Origin of the sequence: Pseudothauera lacus, from assembly GCF_003034845.1 — a bacterium.
In the GTDB taxonomy this organism is placed as follows: Bacteria; Pseudomonadota; Gammaproteobacteria; order Burkholderiales; family Rhodocyclaceae; genus Pseudothauera; species Pseudothauera lacus.
In genome coordinates this window covers 14,282-28,508 of the sequence record NZ_PZKC01000012.1, presented here as the reverse complement: position 1 = coordinate 28,508, position 14,227 = coordinate 14,282, and the positions used below count along the sequence as shown (strand labels likewise).

Annotated in this window: 15 protein-coding genes; 9 read left to right on the top strand and 6 right to left on the bottom strand. The window is 59.4% G+C overall.

All coding sequences use genetic code 11. The features are described 5' to 3' along the window. Window positions 1-6: 6 nt before the first annotated feature. The 8 genes from C8261_RS13695 (at window position 7) to C8261_RS17195 (ending at window position 7,257) form a co-directional block, all read left to right on the top strand. The gene (locus tag C8261_RS13695; protein ID WP_181358949.1) at window positions 7-906 is read left to right on the top strand and encodes a Gfo/Idh/MocA family oxidoreductase; all 900 of its coding nucleotides are present in this window, start codon (window positions 7-9) and stop codon (window positions 904-906) included. Further along, entirely contained in the window at window positions 903-1,664 is a 762-nt protein-coding gene (locus tag C8261_RS13690) for an SDR family oxidoreductase (RefSeq protein WP_107494286.1), read from the top strand. Before C8261_RS13695 ends, C8261_RS13690 begins: the two co-directional genes overlap by 4 nt. Continuing rightward, complete coding sequence (locus C8261_RS13685; protein WP_219905210.1) at window positions 1,661-2,365, top strand: acylneuraminate cytidylyltransferase family protein; 705 nt, start codon at window positions 1,661-1,663, stop codon at window positions 2,363-2,365. Before C8261_RS13690 ends, C8261_RS13685 begins: the two co-directional genes overlap by 4 nt. Next, a complete protein-coding gene (gene pseG / locus C8261_RS13680; protein ID WP_107494284.1) occupies window positions 2,365-3,462 on the top strand; it encodes a UDP-2,4-diacetamido-2,4,6-trideoxy-beta-L-altropyranose hydrolase in 1,098 nt (365 codons plus the stop codon). The genes C8261_RS13685 and pseG overlap by 1 nt, the downstream gene beginning before the upstream one ends. Window position 3,463: 1 nt before the next feature. Further along, a complete protein-coding gene (pseH, locus tag C8261_RS13675; RefSeq protein WP_219905209.1) occupies window positions 3,464-3,979 on the top strand; it encodes a UDP-4-amino-4,6-dideoxy-N-acetyl-beta-L-altrosamine N-acetyltransferase in 516 nt (171 codons plus the stop codon). Window positions 3,980-3,990: 11 nt separating this feature from the next. After that, window positions 3,991-5,058: a pseudaminic acid synthase gene (gene pseI / locus C8261_RS13670; protein ID WP_107494283.1), complete on the top strand. Its 1,068-nt coding sequence runs from the start codon at window positions 3,991-3,993 to the stop codon at window positions 5,056-5,058. A 20-nt stretch (window positions 5,059-5,078) separates the two neighbouring features. Further along, complete coding sequence (locus tag C8261_RS17200; RefSeq protein ID WP_146161684.1) at window positions 5,079-6,458, top strand: hypothetical protein; 1,380 nt, start codon at window positions 5,079-5,081, stop codon at window positions 6,456-6,458. 82 nt (window positions 6,459-6,540) lie between these two features. After that, window positions 6,541-7,257: a hypothetical protein gene (locus tag C8261_RS17195; RefSeq protein WP_146161683.1), complete on the top strand. Its 717-nt coding sequence runs from the start codon at window positions 6,541-6,543 to the stop codon at window positions 7,255-7,257. 41 nt (window positions 7,258-7,298) lie between these two features. On the opposite strand, the gene C8261_RS13665 is transcribed toward C8261_RS17195, so the two are convergent. The 5 genes from C8261_RS13665 to C8261_RS13645 all read right to left on the bottom strand — a co-directional run bounded on the left by C8261_RS13665 (window position 7,299) and on the right by C8261_RS13645 (window position 12,613). Beyond that, window positions 7,299-9,356: an acyltransferase family protein gene (locus C8261_RS13665; protein WP_107494282.1), complete on the bottom strand. Its 2,058-nt coding sequence runs from the start codon at window positions 9,354-9,356 to the stop codon at window positions 7,299-7,301. Window positions 9,357-9,574: 218 nt separating this feature from the next. Next, window positions 9,575-10,624, bottom strand: a complete 1,050-nt coding sequence (locus C8261_RS13660; protein WP_107494281.1) for a porin — start codon at window positions 10,622-10,624, stop codon at window positions 9,575-9,577. 300 nt (window positions 10,625-10,924) lie between these two features. After that, complete coding sequence (locus C8261_RS13655; protein ID WP_107494280.1) at window positions 10,925-11,125, bottom strand: DNA gyrase inhibitor YacG; 201 nt, start codon at window positions 11,123-11,125, stop codon at window positions 10,925-10,927. Further along, window positions 11,122-11,877 (bottom strand): cell division protein ZapD, encoded by a 756-nt coding sequence (gene zapD / locus C8261_RS13650; RefSeq protein ID WP_107494279.1) that lies wholly within the window; start codon window positions 11,875-11,877, stop codon window positions 11,122-11,124. Before zapD ends, C8261_RS13655 begins: the two co-directional genes overlap by 4 nt. A 148-nt stretch (window positions 11,878-12,025) precedes the next feature. Beyond that, window positions 12,026-12,613 (bottom strand): Uma2 family endonuclease, encoded by a 588-nt coding sequence (locus C8261_RS13645; protein ID WP_107494278.1) that lies wholly within the window; start codon window positions 12,611-12,613, stop codon window positions 12,026-12,028. 164 nt (window positions 12,614-12,777) lie between these two features. Between C8261_RS13645 and C8261_RS13640 the strand changes: the two genes are divergently transcribed. Continuing rightward, window positions 12,778-13,365 (top strand): Uma2 family endonuclease, encoded by a 588-nt coding sequence (locus C8261_RS13640; RefSeq protein WP_107494277.1) that lies wholly within the window; start codon window positions 12,778-12,780, stop codon window positions 13,363-13,365. On the opposite strand, the gene coaE is transcribed toward C8261_RS13640, so the two are convergent. Then, window positions 13,326-13,952, bottom strand: a complete 627-nt coding sequence (gene coaE, locus C8261_RS13635; protein WP_107494276.1) for a dephospho-CoA kinase — start codon at window positions 13,950-13,952, stop codon at window positions 13,326-13,328. The two genes, C8261_RS13640 and coaE, sit on opposite strands and share 40 nt — an antisense overlap. Window positions 13,953-14,227 lie beyond the last annotated feature (275 nt).

Here is a 14,227-nt window from a genome sequence, read left to right as displayed (position 1 = left end):
ACTCAGATGAAGACAATTCGCCTGGGCGTTATTGGACTTTCACCGGGAAATGGGCACCCCTACTCCTGGTCGGCGATCTGCAACGGCTACGATCATCTTGAGATGGAGCGGTGCGGATTCCCCGTCATTCCGAGATACCTTGAGAAACAGCGTTTCCCGGAAGATCGGATTCCACTAGTTGAGGTGAGCCATGTCTGGGCCCAGGACGCTCATATCGCCAACCATATTGCGAAAGCGGCTCTGATACCGAACGTGTCGGAGGACCCTACCGACATGATCGGCGCAGTGGATGGTGTACTTCTCGCGCGTGACGACGGTGAGAATCACCTCCATTACGCGTTACCATTCCTCGAAGCTGGGGTTCCAATATACGTCGACAAGCCCCTTGCCCTTTCGCGGCGCGACGCCGAAACCATGTACGCTGCACAGCACTATGCTGGTCAATTGTTCTCCTGCTCGGCATTGCGATACGCCAATGAGTTCATGCTGTCGCACGATGACCATCTGCATCTTGGCACGATCCGCGCGATTCACGCCATGACCCCGAAGAGCTGGGACAAGTATTCGGTTCATGTGATCGAGCCGGCGTTGAACTTGATCCCAGACAGAGGAGCCATCCTGACAAGCAACGCTTGGGCTAACAATGGCACCCAAACTCTATCCGTAGTCTACGAGAGTGGCGTTCAACTGCATGTTCATGCAGCGGGGGACATCGCCGCACCGCTGTCCATTCGCGTCATAGGCACGTCCGGCTGGAAAGACCTCTCATTCCGTGACACATTCTCTGCATTCAAGTCGGCCCTTGAGGCATTCATTCAGTCAGTCCGGGAAAGGCGACCGGTTATCGAAGAATCTTTCACACTTGAAGTCGTCGACCTAATTGAGGCCGGGAGAGAAAGCAATTGAGCAGGACAATTCTGATAACAGGTGGAAGCGGCAAGTTCGGCAGAGTGCTGGTGGCTCATTTTTTAGCCGCGGGCGACACGGTTGTCACGACTTGCCGTAGTGATCAGTCCCGAGTCAGCCTGCAGAGTGAGTACAGCGGCATCGAGAGAGATCGTTTTCACGTCGTTCAGACCGACCTTACGCGCGCGAATCAGGCTGAGGAGTTAGCCGCAGCATTGCGGGAGTTAAGGTTGGCACCTGACTGCCTGGTGAATAATGCCCGCAGCGTCGAGTACCTGGCATTGAAGGAGAATGGCCGGGTCTCGCGATCCGATTTCGCGGGCGAGTTCCTGATGGATGTCATCGTCCCGTACGAGCTGACAATGGAATTGGTCGAAGCTCAGGGCAGCGCATTGCGACGGATCGTCAATATCGGCTCCATATATGGTCTGGTTGCCGCCAATCCATCGCTTTATACTGATCCCGTGCGCCAGTCGCCAATCCATTACGGCGTGGCGAAAGCCGCACTAACACATCTCACAAAAGAACTTGCGGTTCGTTTGGCCGGTCGTGGAATCGACGTGAATTGCGTTGCCTATGGGGGCGTCGAGGGGCGGGTGGATGAAGCATTTAAAGCACGCTACGGAAAACTTTGTCCAAAGGGCAGAATGCTCCGCGAGGACGAGATTGCAGGGCCGGTGGCATGGCTGCTGAGCGATAACTGTAGCGGCATGACAGGCCAAACACTTGCAGTGGACGGCGGTTGGAGCGTGTGGTGAATCAACGGATCGCAATCATCCTCGCACGCGGCGGCTCCAAGCGGCTTCCGCGCAAGAATGTCATCGACTTCTTTGGAAAACCCATGTTGGCCTGGTCAGTCGAGGCCGCGTTGGAGTCGGGCGCTTTTCAAGAGGTGCTGGTTTCCACAGACGCCCCCGAAATTGCGGAACTGGCCGTACGCTATGGTGCATCGGCACCATTTCTGCGCGACCAGGCGGCCGATGATCACGCTACCTCCAGCCAAGCCACCATCGTGGCGCTTTCTCAGGCGGAGCAGCACTGGGGGAAGCGCTACGCTACCGTAGCGCAGTTCATGGCGAACTGTCCGATGCGCACCGCAGACGACGTACGGGCGGCGATAGACGCCTTCGACCAGTCCAGCGCTTCAGCTCAGATCAGCTGTTTCCGGTTCGGATGGATGAATCCATGGTGGGCGGCCAAAGTGGGGCCCGACGGACAACCCGTCGCGATGTTTCCCGAAGCCTTGAGTGCGCGCTCTCAGGATTTACCGCCCTTGTATTGCCCTAGCGGCGCGTTGTGGTTAGCCCGCCGGGATAGTCTGCTCGCCGCGGGAAGTTTCTATGCCCCAGGGCATGTTTTTCATGAGCTATCGTGGGTTTCTGCCATGGACATCGATGACAAGGAGGATCTTCAGATGGCGAAAGCTTCCTTCCTTGTGCGGAACGAGCGCTCGATCTGATGCCACCCGTCTTCCGAGTCGTCTTCCGCACCGATGCTTCCCTGCAGATCGGCACCGGCCACGTGATGCGCTGCCTCACGCTGGCCGACACCCTGGCCGGGCACGGCGCGGAATGTCACTTCATCTGCCGTGACCACCCCGGCAACCTGATCGACTTCATCGGCGGCAAAGGCTTTGCCACCCACCGCCTGCCGGTTCTGTCTCCGGTCGATACGGACGCGCCCGGCCCGGCGCACAGCCACTGGCTGGGCGCAACGCAGAGCCAGGATGCCGAGGCCTGCGCACCCATCCTGGAGGCGCTGCACCCGGATTGGCTGATCGTCGATCACTACGCACTGGACGCCTGCTGGGAGCTCGCCCTTCCGCCGCGCTACCGCAAGCTGATGGTGATAGACGACCTGGCGGACCGGCCCCATGCATGCCAAGTCCTGCTGGACCAGACCTTCGGCCGTGATGCGGCGGACTACCGCCCCCTGGTTCCGGATGCCTGCCGCCTGCTGTGCGGCTCGCAGTACGCCCTGTTGCGTCCCGAGTTCGCCGCCCTGCGCCCCTACAGCCTGCAACGCCGCGCGCAACCTGTCTTGCGCGAGTTGCTCATCTCCATGGGCGGCGTAGACAAGGACAATGCAAGCGGTCAGGTGCTGCAGGCACTGCGCACCTGCCCCCTGCCCGCGGACTGCCGGATCACCGTAGTCATGGGCGCAACGGCGCCCTGGCTGGACGAGGTCCGCAAACAGGCACAAGACATGCCTTGGCCAACCCGGGTGCTGGTTGGCGTCAGCGACATGGCGCGGCTGATGGCCGACAGCGATCTGGCGATCGGCGCCGCCGGAGCGACCGCATGGGAACGCTGCTGCCTCGGTCTGCCGGCAATCATGCTGACCTTGGCCGACAATCAGGTTCAGGTTGCACGGGGCCTCGCGCAGAGCGGCGCCGCACTGGTGATCCGCGAGGTCCAGGAGGTCGCGAACCAACTTGCCGCATTGATCGCACCGCTGGTCACACAGCCGAAAACCCTTTTAGCCATGAGCCGGTCGGCGATGAGCATCGTCGACGGTTGTGGCGCAGAAACCCTTGTGCGGCTCATGGAGGCCTGACGTGACGCTGCCCTCGCACGCTCGCTTACGCCCGATGGATTCCGGTGATCTCGAACGGGTACTGACTTGGCGCAATCACCCCGGAATCCGCCGCTACATGTACACCCAGCATGAGATCACGCTGGAGGAGCACATCCGTTGGTTCGAGCGGACCTCCACCGACCCCGACCGCCATCTACTGGTGTTCGAGCTCGGTACAACTCCGCTCGGCTTCGTCAACATTCACCGGATCGCGCAAGGCGGCATCGCCGACTGGGGGTTTTATGCTGCCCCGGACGCGCCAAAGGGCATGGGAAGCCTCCTCGGGCAGGCCGTGCTACGCTATGCCTTTGTCGACGCCGGACTGCATAAACTCTGCGGGCAGGCACTCGCCTTCAATGAAGGCTCGATCCGATTCCATCGGTCCCTCGGCTTCAAGCAGGAAGGCCTCCTGCGCCAGCAGCATTTCGACGGCCGGCACTACCACGACGTGGTGTGTTTCGGCCTATTTGCCTGTGAATGGCAATTGAACGATTGAGAGAAACGCACATGTCGAACACCCCGAGCATCCACATCGCCGGCCGGCGTATCGCCGCAGACACACCGCCCTACGTCATCGCCGAGCTCTCGGCCAACCATAACGGCAAGCTCGCGACAGCACTGGCAATCATCGAGGAGGCGAAGAAGGCCGGTGCCGATGCGGTCAAGCTGCAGACCTACACTGCCGACACCATCACGCTCGATTGCGATTCCGAGCAGTTCCAGATTCACGGCGGCCTGTGGGACGGCAAGACTCTCTACCAGCTCTATCAGGAAGCGCACATGCCCTGGGACTGGCATAAGCCGCTGTTCGAGCACGCCCGCAAACTCGGCATCACCATCTTCAGCTCGCCGTTCGACACCACCGCGGTCGATCTGCTTGAAGACCTCGACGCCCCGGCCTACAAGATCGCCTCCTTCGAGGCGGTGGACCTGCCGCTGATCAGGTACGTCGCCAGCACCGGCAAACCGATGATCATCTCCACCGGCATGGCAGATGCAGAGGAAATCCAGGAAGCCATCGACGCAGCGCGCAGCGGCGGCTGCCAGGAACTTGCCATCCTCCACTGCGTGAGCGGCTACCCCGCCCCGGCGGAAGACTACAATCTGCGTACTATTCCCGACATGATCGAACGCTTTGGGCTCGTGACTGGACTTTCGGATCATACAATCGATAACACCACCGCCATTGCCAGCGTTGCACTGGGCGCGGCCATCATTGAAAAACACTTTACTCTTGACAGAAAAGGTGGCGGGCCCGACGACAGCTTTTCTATTGAGCCGGAAGAGCTTCGTTGCCTGTGTCAAGGCTGCCGTACTGCGCATGCTGCTTTGGGGGTTGTTGGTTATCAAAGAAAGGAAAGCGAAAAAGATAACGTCAAGTTCAGACGCTCGCTCTATGCCGTCAAGGATATTAAGGCTGGAGATGTCTTTTCCATGGACAATGTTCGCAGCATCAGGCCTGGATACGGCTTGGCGCCAAGGTTCTTGCCTGAAATACTGGGCAAGAGGGCGTCGTGCGACCTTGTTGCGGGAACGCCTTTGTCATTGAATGGCGTTAGTGATTGGTTGTCTTAAGTATATGGGCGGATAAATAGGTGAAAGTCATGCTGCACCCGGGTTATATGCCCGCAGAGAGGTTGCGTTCTCTTATTCATGATCATCCATGCCTGATGCTAATCAGGCACCGTGACAAAGGGGTTTCGGCGTTAAGGGAGCAGGGGCTTTCGATCAGTGTTTATCCTGATCATAAAGACGTTTCTTTAACCGGCCGGCTGAAGAACGACTTTATAAAGATATGGCTGGATATTGTCGACGATCATCAGACTTCCATGATATTTGGAAGGACTTTGAGGTACGGTAGCGAGGTCTTCAAGTTTAACGAAATTCTCATGATGTGTTGTTCATTTCAGAGCTGGCTGGAGAAAGAGAGCCCGGATCTGATTGTTTTCACGTCTACGCCGCACAATATTGAAAACTGGGTGCTGGCAAGAATTGCTGAGTCTATCGGCATCCCAGTCGTGTACTTTCAGGCGAGTTTCTTTCCGTGGAGGCAGTTTATTCTCAGAGGACTAAAAAGAGAGCCAACCATTGTTCGGCCACGGTCCGCCGCAATTACGGGCCAGGACAGGGCGTTCTTTGAAGAGTATGTTCAGAGGAAGAAAGGGGGGCTCGAGCAGGCGATGCCCTTGTACGAGATCAGTCGGCTAAAAAGTAACAACTGGAGGGTTCTTTCTTTCAACAAGGAGTTGAAGGTCTTTATGAAAAGCCCGGGGCGGGCGCTTGAGAAAATCAAGGCTTATTCCGCTTACGCGCGACTGAACGGAAAATTTGAAGACTTGAAGTATGTTGCATTGTTTCTGCATTATCAGCCGGAGCGTACAAGTATCCCTGAGGGGTACGGATTTGGGGTGCAATTGGCGGCTATTGCTGCGCTGCAGCAGTCTTTACCGCCAGATACATACCTGGTGGTCAAGGAGCATCCGTCTACATATACGTACAACTTCAGCAAGAAGTACCGAAGCGAAGGGTTTTACGAACTGATTGCTTCCCTTGATCGTGTGATTCTATCTCCTCTAACGGCAGATCCCTATGATGTGATTGATGGGAGTGTTGCTGTTGCCTCGATTACTGGAACCGTTATCGGTGAGTCATTTGTTCGTGGTAAACCCTGTATTGCTTTCGGGGCTGGCCCGATGCAGGTTGTTGATTCTCCTTCGTTTCACCGATACGAATCAATGGAAGGTCTTCGCTCGTTCCTTGCGGGGTTGGGGGGGCTTGGTGCTTCTGACGTGGAGAAGTACTTCTCAAGGGTGTGCGATACAACCTTTTCGGGGTTGTGTTCCTCGGATGTGCATTACAGCGAATCAGCAAGAACGTCTTATCTTGTTTCCTCCCTTTGCATGGGTTTGAATCATCTCCTAGGGAATGTAGGCGCCATAGACGGGTTGAGCGATCTGCCTTCCGGTGGGTCATGAGCTCGCTCGCGAGTGCTCTGTGAGAGGGCTGATACGTGGATTTTGCTTTTTGATTTAATCATGAGGGCGTGGAGTTGTTTTTATGTTCAAGAGCATTAAAAAGTATATTCAACTTACTCGCTCCAAGAATTTTCCGCTGAACAGGATGGTAAGCAAAGGCTTTGCGCTTCCCGGCGAGCAGGTGCATGTTGATTTTCTGAGAGAGTACGACTCGCGCGGCGAGGATTTTGATATTGAAAGCACAAGTTATTATTTAAGGATAGTAAACAACCGAGGCAGGGCGCCTGAAGAAACCGAGTTCTATAGCCTGCCAGACGGCCTTAGTGTAATGCCAAAGTGGTGGGTGATGCCCTGGGGTGCTATCGAGAGAAAGGCCAGACGTGAGGAGACTGAAGCCTGTGCGCGCGCCCGGGCGCGGCGCTATGCAGAAAAGTTCTTGGCACTGTATCGGTCGGTGCTCACGGAGGGTTTCAAGGATGGCAGGGGTGGGCCCATAAGGGGCTTTAAACTTGTTCATCCTGTTCATGGCGAGGTCTTTAATTATATAGATGGTCATCACAGGGTGGCGATAGTCAGGCACCTTGCAGATAATAACATTGACTCCATTGATCGATTGAGAACAGTCAGCATTAAGGTGGTGGAGAGGGAATCCCTGACGGGAAGCGGAAGTTATCATTACAGCCAGATGGTGTGCGGATATAATGATAATGATGCATATCTGCTTTTCGATCATGTGTTCAACAGATGGATGCAGGGGTCAGTGAACTCCTCTGAGTCGGAATTGGTATCGCATCGATAGAATCTGAAGTTGGAGGGCGATAAAAGGCAGTGAGGTTTTGCTCACGGCCGTGGTGTGTGAAGTGCTCTCGCAACAAAGGAATTCAACACCTTTGCCATGCAGGACTCCTTGGGATGCATTCCGTCATAGAAATCTGTGGCCTCACAACCGACAGCAGCCGGATTGTATGAGCCGGCGACCTTGACACCCAGTCGCTTGCCCATAGCCACAAAGGACTCCTCGACCTCCAGAAACACCCGGCGCTCCTTCTCCATCCGTGCATAAACTGCCGGATGGTAGGGAGACAGGACGATCACTACGTTCGCCCTGCCCTTGTAGTGCGACACCAGGCGTTCGAAATCGTCTTGGCGGGCAGCGTCGAAAACGTAGGATTTCATTGAGTAATCCAATGCCCTGTCTATGTTCCGTATTCCCTGGTCGTGCGTTCGGCTTACATAGGTCAGTCCATACACCCTGGAGCCATCAGCCCTGATCTTGGCGCGCGTTTCATGAAAATCATGCGCAGGGAACGTGTTGTAACTCAGATTTACCGCGCGATAGAAATCATAGAATCCCGCAGCCGATTCACGCCGCTGCTCGAAGTTGATGGCTGGAGGCATCCGTCCTTCCTTCAGGGCCATTTGGGCAGCGTTGTATTCATTGGCGATGCTCCGCCAACGCTTCTGTCTGGAGTTACCATTGAAAAGCCAGGGGTCCCCGCCGATGAGCACCGTTTCTGGCTGGAACCTTTCAAAAGCCATCCCCAGCAGGGCAATCCCGTCTTCCAGTGAAGCTCCGCTGACTGCGAGGTTCAGGGGCTTGCCCCCCAGAACATTGGCCCCCACCTGCATGATTCTTGAGGAACCGATGATCAGGGTATCCGGATGCATGGTTTCGAAGGCAATACGGCTTTTGACAAACAACCGTTCATCCATGTTCGAGGCATAAACGGCGTCTCTGCCCACCAGCGCCTGGGCCAAGGCTGTCTCGGCCCCGGATCTGGCTTTGGAAGAGAACAGCTGGCTCCCCAGCCCCCCGAGCAGAATGATCATCACACCCAGCGCGCCGATCACCTTGAAGAAGCGGGCCCTTGGAATGCTCACCCGATTCCTGAAGGGAAGCTCTACGAACTTCCAGGACAGGAAGGAGAGACAAAAAACAGAGCCAACGCCCACGAGCATGGTGAGCGGACTCAATTCTTCATAAACATGGCGCAGGAAGGCAAAGACAGGCTGATGCCACAAGTAGGCACTGTAGCTGACCAGACCTATGCCCACCATCACGCGGCTGCCGAGGAGCCGGCCCACCCAGTTAGCGGGAGTGGAAAACAGTATGAGCAGTGCCGCCCCAAGGGTTGGCAGAAGTGCGTAGTAACTGGGGAAGGGGGTGGCGCTGGAGTATGTCAGGAAAGCGGTGACAATCAGCAGCAGCCCGGTAAGACTCAACGTTTCACCAGCAAGGCCGAGATCACTCTTCCAATTGTTCCTGAATCCGTAGAACGCGATGAAGGCCCCAACCGCCAGTTCCCACAGGCGCATGGGTAGCAGGAAGAAGGCCGCGTCCGGAGCGTTCTGGGACGCCCAAAGACATAATCCGAAACTGCCAAGCGCAAGCATGCTCAGCAGCGCTACCATCCCCCTTTTTCCGAAACGCCAGGTCATCAGGATGAGCAGCGGGAAAAAAATGTAGTACTGCTCCTCAACAGCCAGACTCCAGGTGTGGAGAAGTGGCTTCAGCTCAGCCGCGGTTTCGAAATAGCCTCCATCTTTCCAGAAGTGGAAATTTGAATAGAACATGGTGGCTGCGAGCACGCTCTTCGAAAAAGCATGCAACTCGAATTGATCGAGCAACAAGAACGCTGCCGGGATGGAGGCCGAAACGACGAGGAAAAGCGCGGGCAATATGCGCCGAGCCCGACGCTCCCAGAACTGCGAGAGACGAAAGGTTCCCGCATCCATTTCAGAAAGGATGATGGATGTGATCAGATAGCCACTGATGACGAAGAAAACATCGACACCGATGAAGCCGCCAGGCAGGAGATCTGATCCGGCATGAAAGAGAATGACGGGAACAACGGCCAATGCTCGAAGCCCGTCGACTTCACGTCTGTAGTGAATCATATGACCAATGCGAATATCGCTTGCATTTCAAGAGGGCCTGCACGCTTGTGCAGGCCAGGCATGCCCCTTACACCAGTTTTCGCCGATGCGGCAGTGCTGCGCCCCCTGTGCAGCATCATGAGAAGACGACAGCGCGGGTTCGTATGAGAGGGGGCGGGGCTGTGAACGGAAAAACGGGCACCGAAGTGCCCGTTTAGCTTCAGATCGTCGGGAGACGATTAGAAGCGGTGACGCAGACCGATGTTCAGGCCGCGGGTGTAGTCGTCGCCACCAAAGCCAGCGTTGTTGCCGAAGTCGGCCTTGCCAGCGGTGTTGCCGGACAGACGGGCATATGCAGCATACACGTTGGTGCGCTTGGACAGGCTGTGGGTGTAGCCGAGAGCCCACTTGTTCTGCTTGGCATCGTCGAACTTGTTACGAGCATAGGAAACGAGTACGGAACCCGCTTCGCTGACCGGCACGGTGGCGCCAATCATCCATTGCTTTTCCTTCGGGGTGCTGGTCAGCTTGCTCTGGCCGTATGCGGCGCCGAGCTTCAGGACGCCGAAGTCATACGAAGCAGCCAGATCCCATACGGTGTTGGTGGGGCCAGCGGGCGCATCAATTTTGATGCGGTGGTAGTTGGCACCAACCATCAGCGGGCCGTTGTTGTACACCGGGGAGATCGCCCAGATCTTGGCGTTGCCGGTATTCTTCGCGCCCTCGTCATCAAGGCCGTTGAAGGTGTAGCCAGCGGTCACGGTGAAGCCGCCGAAGTTCGGGGAGATGTAGGCGACGAGGTTTTCCAGGCGGTCAATGTTGCCGTTGGCCGTGCCGACTGCACGGTGGGCGCCAAGGGAGTAGATGCCGCGAGCGCCGTTGACGGCGCCAACGGTGCCGTTGCCGAACGGATCAACAGAGGTCAGCAGGTTGAACTGCGGGGTGAAGAGGTAGCCGGCGGCGATAGTACCGAAGTTGCCGGACAGGGCCAGCATGGCTTCACGGGTTGCCGGAGCATCGTTGTTAACCACGCCGTTGTTGATGTTGAAGACGTACTGGAAGGACACTGCGAGGCCGTTGCCAAGGTCTTCGGTGCCGCGGAAGCCCAGACGGCTGCCGGATTGCAGGCCGGTGTCAACGCCAGTGCGGGACTTCTGGTTGGCGGTCATCGACTTGGTGGTGTGCTGCAGGCCGACGTCCATGATGCCGAACACGGTCACGTTGGACTGAGCGAAGGCCGGGGCGGAAACCAGACCAGCCACAGCCAGTGCAATCAGTTTCTTCTGCATGTATTTCTCCTCTTGCTTGAAGTTGAGGCCGCGTCAGTGACCCGGCCCGTTGACCTCTCTAACGAGAAGTTGGGTGGATTCTGCAAACCTCGGCGTGACACCGCAAGCGCGGAAGGGAGAAAGCTGCACATTCGGTCAAATCTTGTTGCATCGGCGCAACAGGGGCGCGAAAGGGGCGTGGATGCTGCAGTGCACGATGGCGGGGAATGACGACGGCTTGCGGCGTCCGGGGGCTGTGCATGACGCTGGCAGGGTGTTGCAGGGCTGCCGCTGCAGGGGCGGCGGGAGGCTGGCCGGGAGTCAGCGCGAGCTGTCGTCGGCGTCGCCGTCGGGCGGGTTGGCCGCGGCGACGCGGTAGCTTTCCGTGGCCCAGGCGCCGAGGTCGATCTGGCGGCAGCGTGCGGAACAGAAGGGGCGCCAGGTGCTTGCCGCGGTCCACTGTACGGCCTTGCCGCAGGTTGGGCAGTTGACGCTGCGCGGGGTGCCGGCGGTCTGGCTCACAGGCTGCAGAAGGTGAGCTCGAAGGCCACGTCGCGCTCTGCCAGACGCGGGCGGGCGAGGGTTTCGGGCATCACGAAGCGGATGTTGATGGCGTACTTGTTGGCGCTGATCTCGGGCACCACGGCTTCGCTGTTGGCCACCTGCAGGCGCAGCATCTGGGCGCTGCGTCCGCCCATGGTGAGCTGGTAGGTGCCGCAGCGCGCGATCTGCTGTTCGCCGCGGCCGCTGGCGCGCAGCAGGCGCAGGACGATGTCGAGGCCTTCGCGGATGGGGGTCATCGGCGCCAGCCAGCCTTCGAGGTCGCGGCGGCGGTGGTCGGCGTCGCGGTTGAGCCAGAAGTGGTAGGAGGGCAGGTCGAACTGGCAGACCCCGCCGGGGATCGAGGCGCGGCTGCGGATGCCCATCAGCCAGTCGTTCTCGCGCAGGTACTGGCCGATCTTGCCGGCCATGGCGAGCAGCGAGGCGGAGGCCTGCTCGATCTCGTAGAGCGCGCCGGAGAGCGCCTGTTCGGAGATCTCCGGGTTGTTGCGGAAGCCCATGAGGATCTGGCGCTGGCGTTCGAGTTCCTGCACCAGGTCGACCTTGAGATCGGCGCGCGAGGCCACTTCGAGTACCTCGAAGAGGGTGATGAGCGCGGTGTGGTGATCCTGCGGGGCCTGGCCGCGCAGGAAGTGGGCGATCTTGCGGTAGAGATCCTCAAGGCGCAGGAGCGTGCGGATACGCTCGTTGAGAGGGTATTCGTAGCTAATCACCGCGCCATGCCTGCAAGTTGGGAGGTCTCCTTGGTTGCGGGGCATGATAGCACAGGGTTTTGCCGGTGCCGGCGGGGTTTTGCCCGGCGCGCGGCGCTGCCTGCGCATATTTCTTTAGCAGTGCCGGGTGAAGGCGCTGCGCGATGCTTCAGCCAGGCCTTGCGGCCTGCGCGGCGGGTGGCTGGAGGTCCTCGAAGGCAGCCGCGGTACCGAGGCTCATGGCGACGCTGTCCAGGCTGAGGGTACCGTTGGCGTCGGTATCGAAGAGCTGCCAGTGGTCGGCGCTGCGACGATAGAGTTCGAGGCGGCGCTGGTCGATGTCCACCAGCAGGTACTCCTGCAGGCCGGGCAGTTTGCGGTAGGCGGCGAACTTGGCGCCGCGGTCGAAGGCGGCGGTGGATGCGGAGAGTACTTCGACCACCAGAACGGGGTGTTCGATGACCAGCTCGGCGCGGCGGTCGCGCTCGTCGCAGGTGACCATCACGTCGGGGTAGAAGCAGGCATCCGCGGCTTCGACGAGGAGTTTCATGTCGGCGACAAAGGTCTGGCAGGGCGTGCCCTTGAGATGCTCGCGCAGACCACTGCCGAGGGCGAGGGTCACAATTGCGTGTTCGCGCCTGACGCCGACCATGGCGAAGACCTCGCCGGCGAGGTACTCGTGCTTTTCGGCCTGTTCGGCTTCCCAGCGCAGGTAGATCTCGCGGTCGATGGCGGCGACCGGTTGTGCTTCACCCATCACGGGCTCCTGCTTGCTGTGTGCATGATGGCCCACTTTAGGCAAGTTGCCGGAGACGGTCAATGTTGGCCTGGCGCGAGTGCCGAGTACGTGGTGGTTCTTGCGCTTGCCGTGCCGGCCGGGGCTGGCTATTCTCGAAGCTGTTGATGAGGAGCCGACCCGCCATGGCCTTGCCGCAGAACGCCCCCGTGTTTGATCTGGACGCCTACATGAGCTGGGAAGAGGTTCAGGAACTGCGCCACGAGTATCTCGCCGGCGAGGTGTTTGCCATGTCGGGCGGCACGGATGCGCATTACACCATCCTGCTCAATGCTGGTTCAGCCCTCAAGGCCGCACTGGCGGGCAAGCCCTGCCGGACTTTTGTCTCCGGGATGAAGCTGCGCATCGAGCGTGCCGAGGCGGTTTTCTATCCGGATGTCTTCGTTACCTGCGACGAGCGCGACCGTACGCCGGAATCCGCCCTGGCCAAGCAGTACCCGGCACTGGTGGTGGAGGTGTTGTCGGAATCGACCGCTGCCTTCGACCGCGGGCGCAAGTTCGGCATCTACCAGCACATCGACACCCTGCAGGAATACCTGCTCATCGAGCAGGATCGCCGCCATGCCGATCTGTTCCGCAAGAACGCCGAAGGCCTGTGGGTGCTGCATCCGGTCGCCGAGGGGCAGGTGGTCCGTCTGCACAGCATCGGCGTGGACGTGCCGCTGGCGACCCTTTACGAGGATGTCGAGCCGGGCGCGGCGGCTGCCAGATAGCGCAGGTGCAGTGCATCCACCTGGCGGTGGAGGTCGGCGAGGCTGCCGCTGTTGTCGATGATGTCGTCGGCGGCGGCGAGGCGCTGCGCGCGGCTGGCCTGGGCGGCGATGATGGCGCGGATCTGCGCCTCGTCGAGGGCATTGCGCCGGCGTACGCGCTCGATCTGCAGCGCTTCAGGGCAGTCGACCACGCAGATGCGCGTGCAGCGTGCGCGGTAGTCGCCACTTTCGATCAGCAGCGGCACCGCGAGGATGATGTAGGGGGCGCTGGCAGCAGCGCAGCGGCGCGCGCTCTCGGCGCGGATGAGGGGGTGGAGGATGGCCTCCAGGCGGGCGCGCGCGTCGCCGTCGGCAAAGGCGAGGGCGCGCATTGCCGGGCGGTCGAGGGCGCCGCGGGGGTCGATGATGGCGTCGCCGAAGGCTGCGCGCAGGGCGGAGATGGCTGCGCCGCCGGGAGCGGTGAGCTGGTGGGCGATGTCGTCGGTATCGACGATGGCCGCCCCCAGCTCGGCGAAGCGCGCGCAGGCGGCGCTCTTGCCGCTGCCGATGCCTCCGGTGAGGCCGATTACCGGGTTATTAACCCGCATTTCTCACACCATCCCTACTGCGGGTGCCGATGCACTCGCCGTGGCACGCCGTACTCCCTCACGCCGCCTCGACGTAGTGTCAGCTACGCCTTCGGCGTCGATCGGTCCGTGCGGCGCACCACGGCGGCGCCTCGACCCCCTCGCGACGTGAGGGTGTGAGAAATGCGGGTTAACCCGGCAATCAAATACCGTTCGGGCTGAGCCTGTCGAAGCCCTGTCGGCACGAACGCCCTTCGACAAGGCTCTCCTGAGCGTAGCCGAAGGGCTCAGGGCGA

What these genes read in the sequence shown, in the direction of transcription:
- C8261_RS13640 (WP_107494277.1), top strand. Translation starts at nt 12,778, where the DNA reads ATGGCCTTGCCGCAGAACGCCCCCGTGTTTGATCTGGACGCCTACATG.
- C8261_RS17195 (WP_146161683.1), top strand. Translation starts at nt 6,541, where the DNA reads ATGTTCAAGAGCATTAAAAAGTATATTCAACTTACTCGCTCCAAGAAT.
- coaE (WP_107494276.1), bottom strand. Translation starts at nt 13,952, where the DNA reads ATGCGGGTTAATAACCCGGTAATCGGCCTCACCGGAGGCATCGGCAGC.
- C8261_RS13665 (WP_107494282.1), bottom strand. Translation starts at nt 9,356, where the DNA reads ATGATTCACTACAGACGTGAAGTCGACGGGCTTCGAGCATTGGCCGTT.
- pseI (WP_107494283.1), top strand. Translation starts at nt 3,991, where the DNA reads ATGTCGAACACCCCGAGCATCCACATCGCCGGCCGGCGTATCGCCGCA.
- C8261_RS13695 (WP_181358949.1), top strand. Translation starts at nt 7, where the DNA reads ATGAAGACAATTCGCCTGGGCGTTATTGGACTTTCACCGGGAAATGGG.
- C8261_RS13645 (WP_107494278.1), bottom strand. Translation starts at nt 12,613, where the DNA reads ATGGGTGAAGCACAACCGGTCGCCGCCATCGACCGCGAGATCTACCTG.
- pseG (WP_107494284.1), top strand. Translation starts at nt 2,365, where the DNA reads ATGCCACCCGTCTTCCGAGTCGTCTTCCGCACCGATGCTTCCCTGCAG.
- C8261_RS13660 (WP_107494281.1), bottom strand. Translation starts at nt 10,624, where the DNA reads ATGCAGAAGAAACTGATTGCACTGGCTGTGGCTGGTCTGGTTTCCGCC.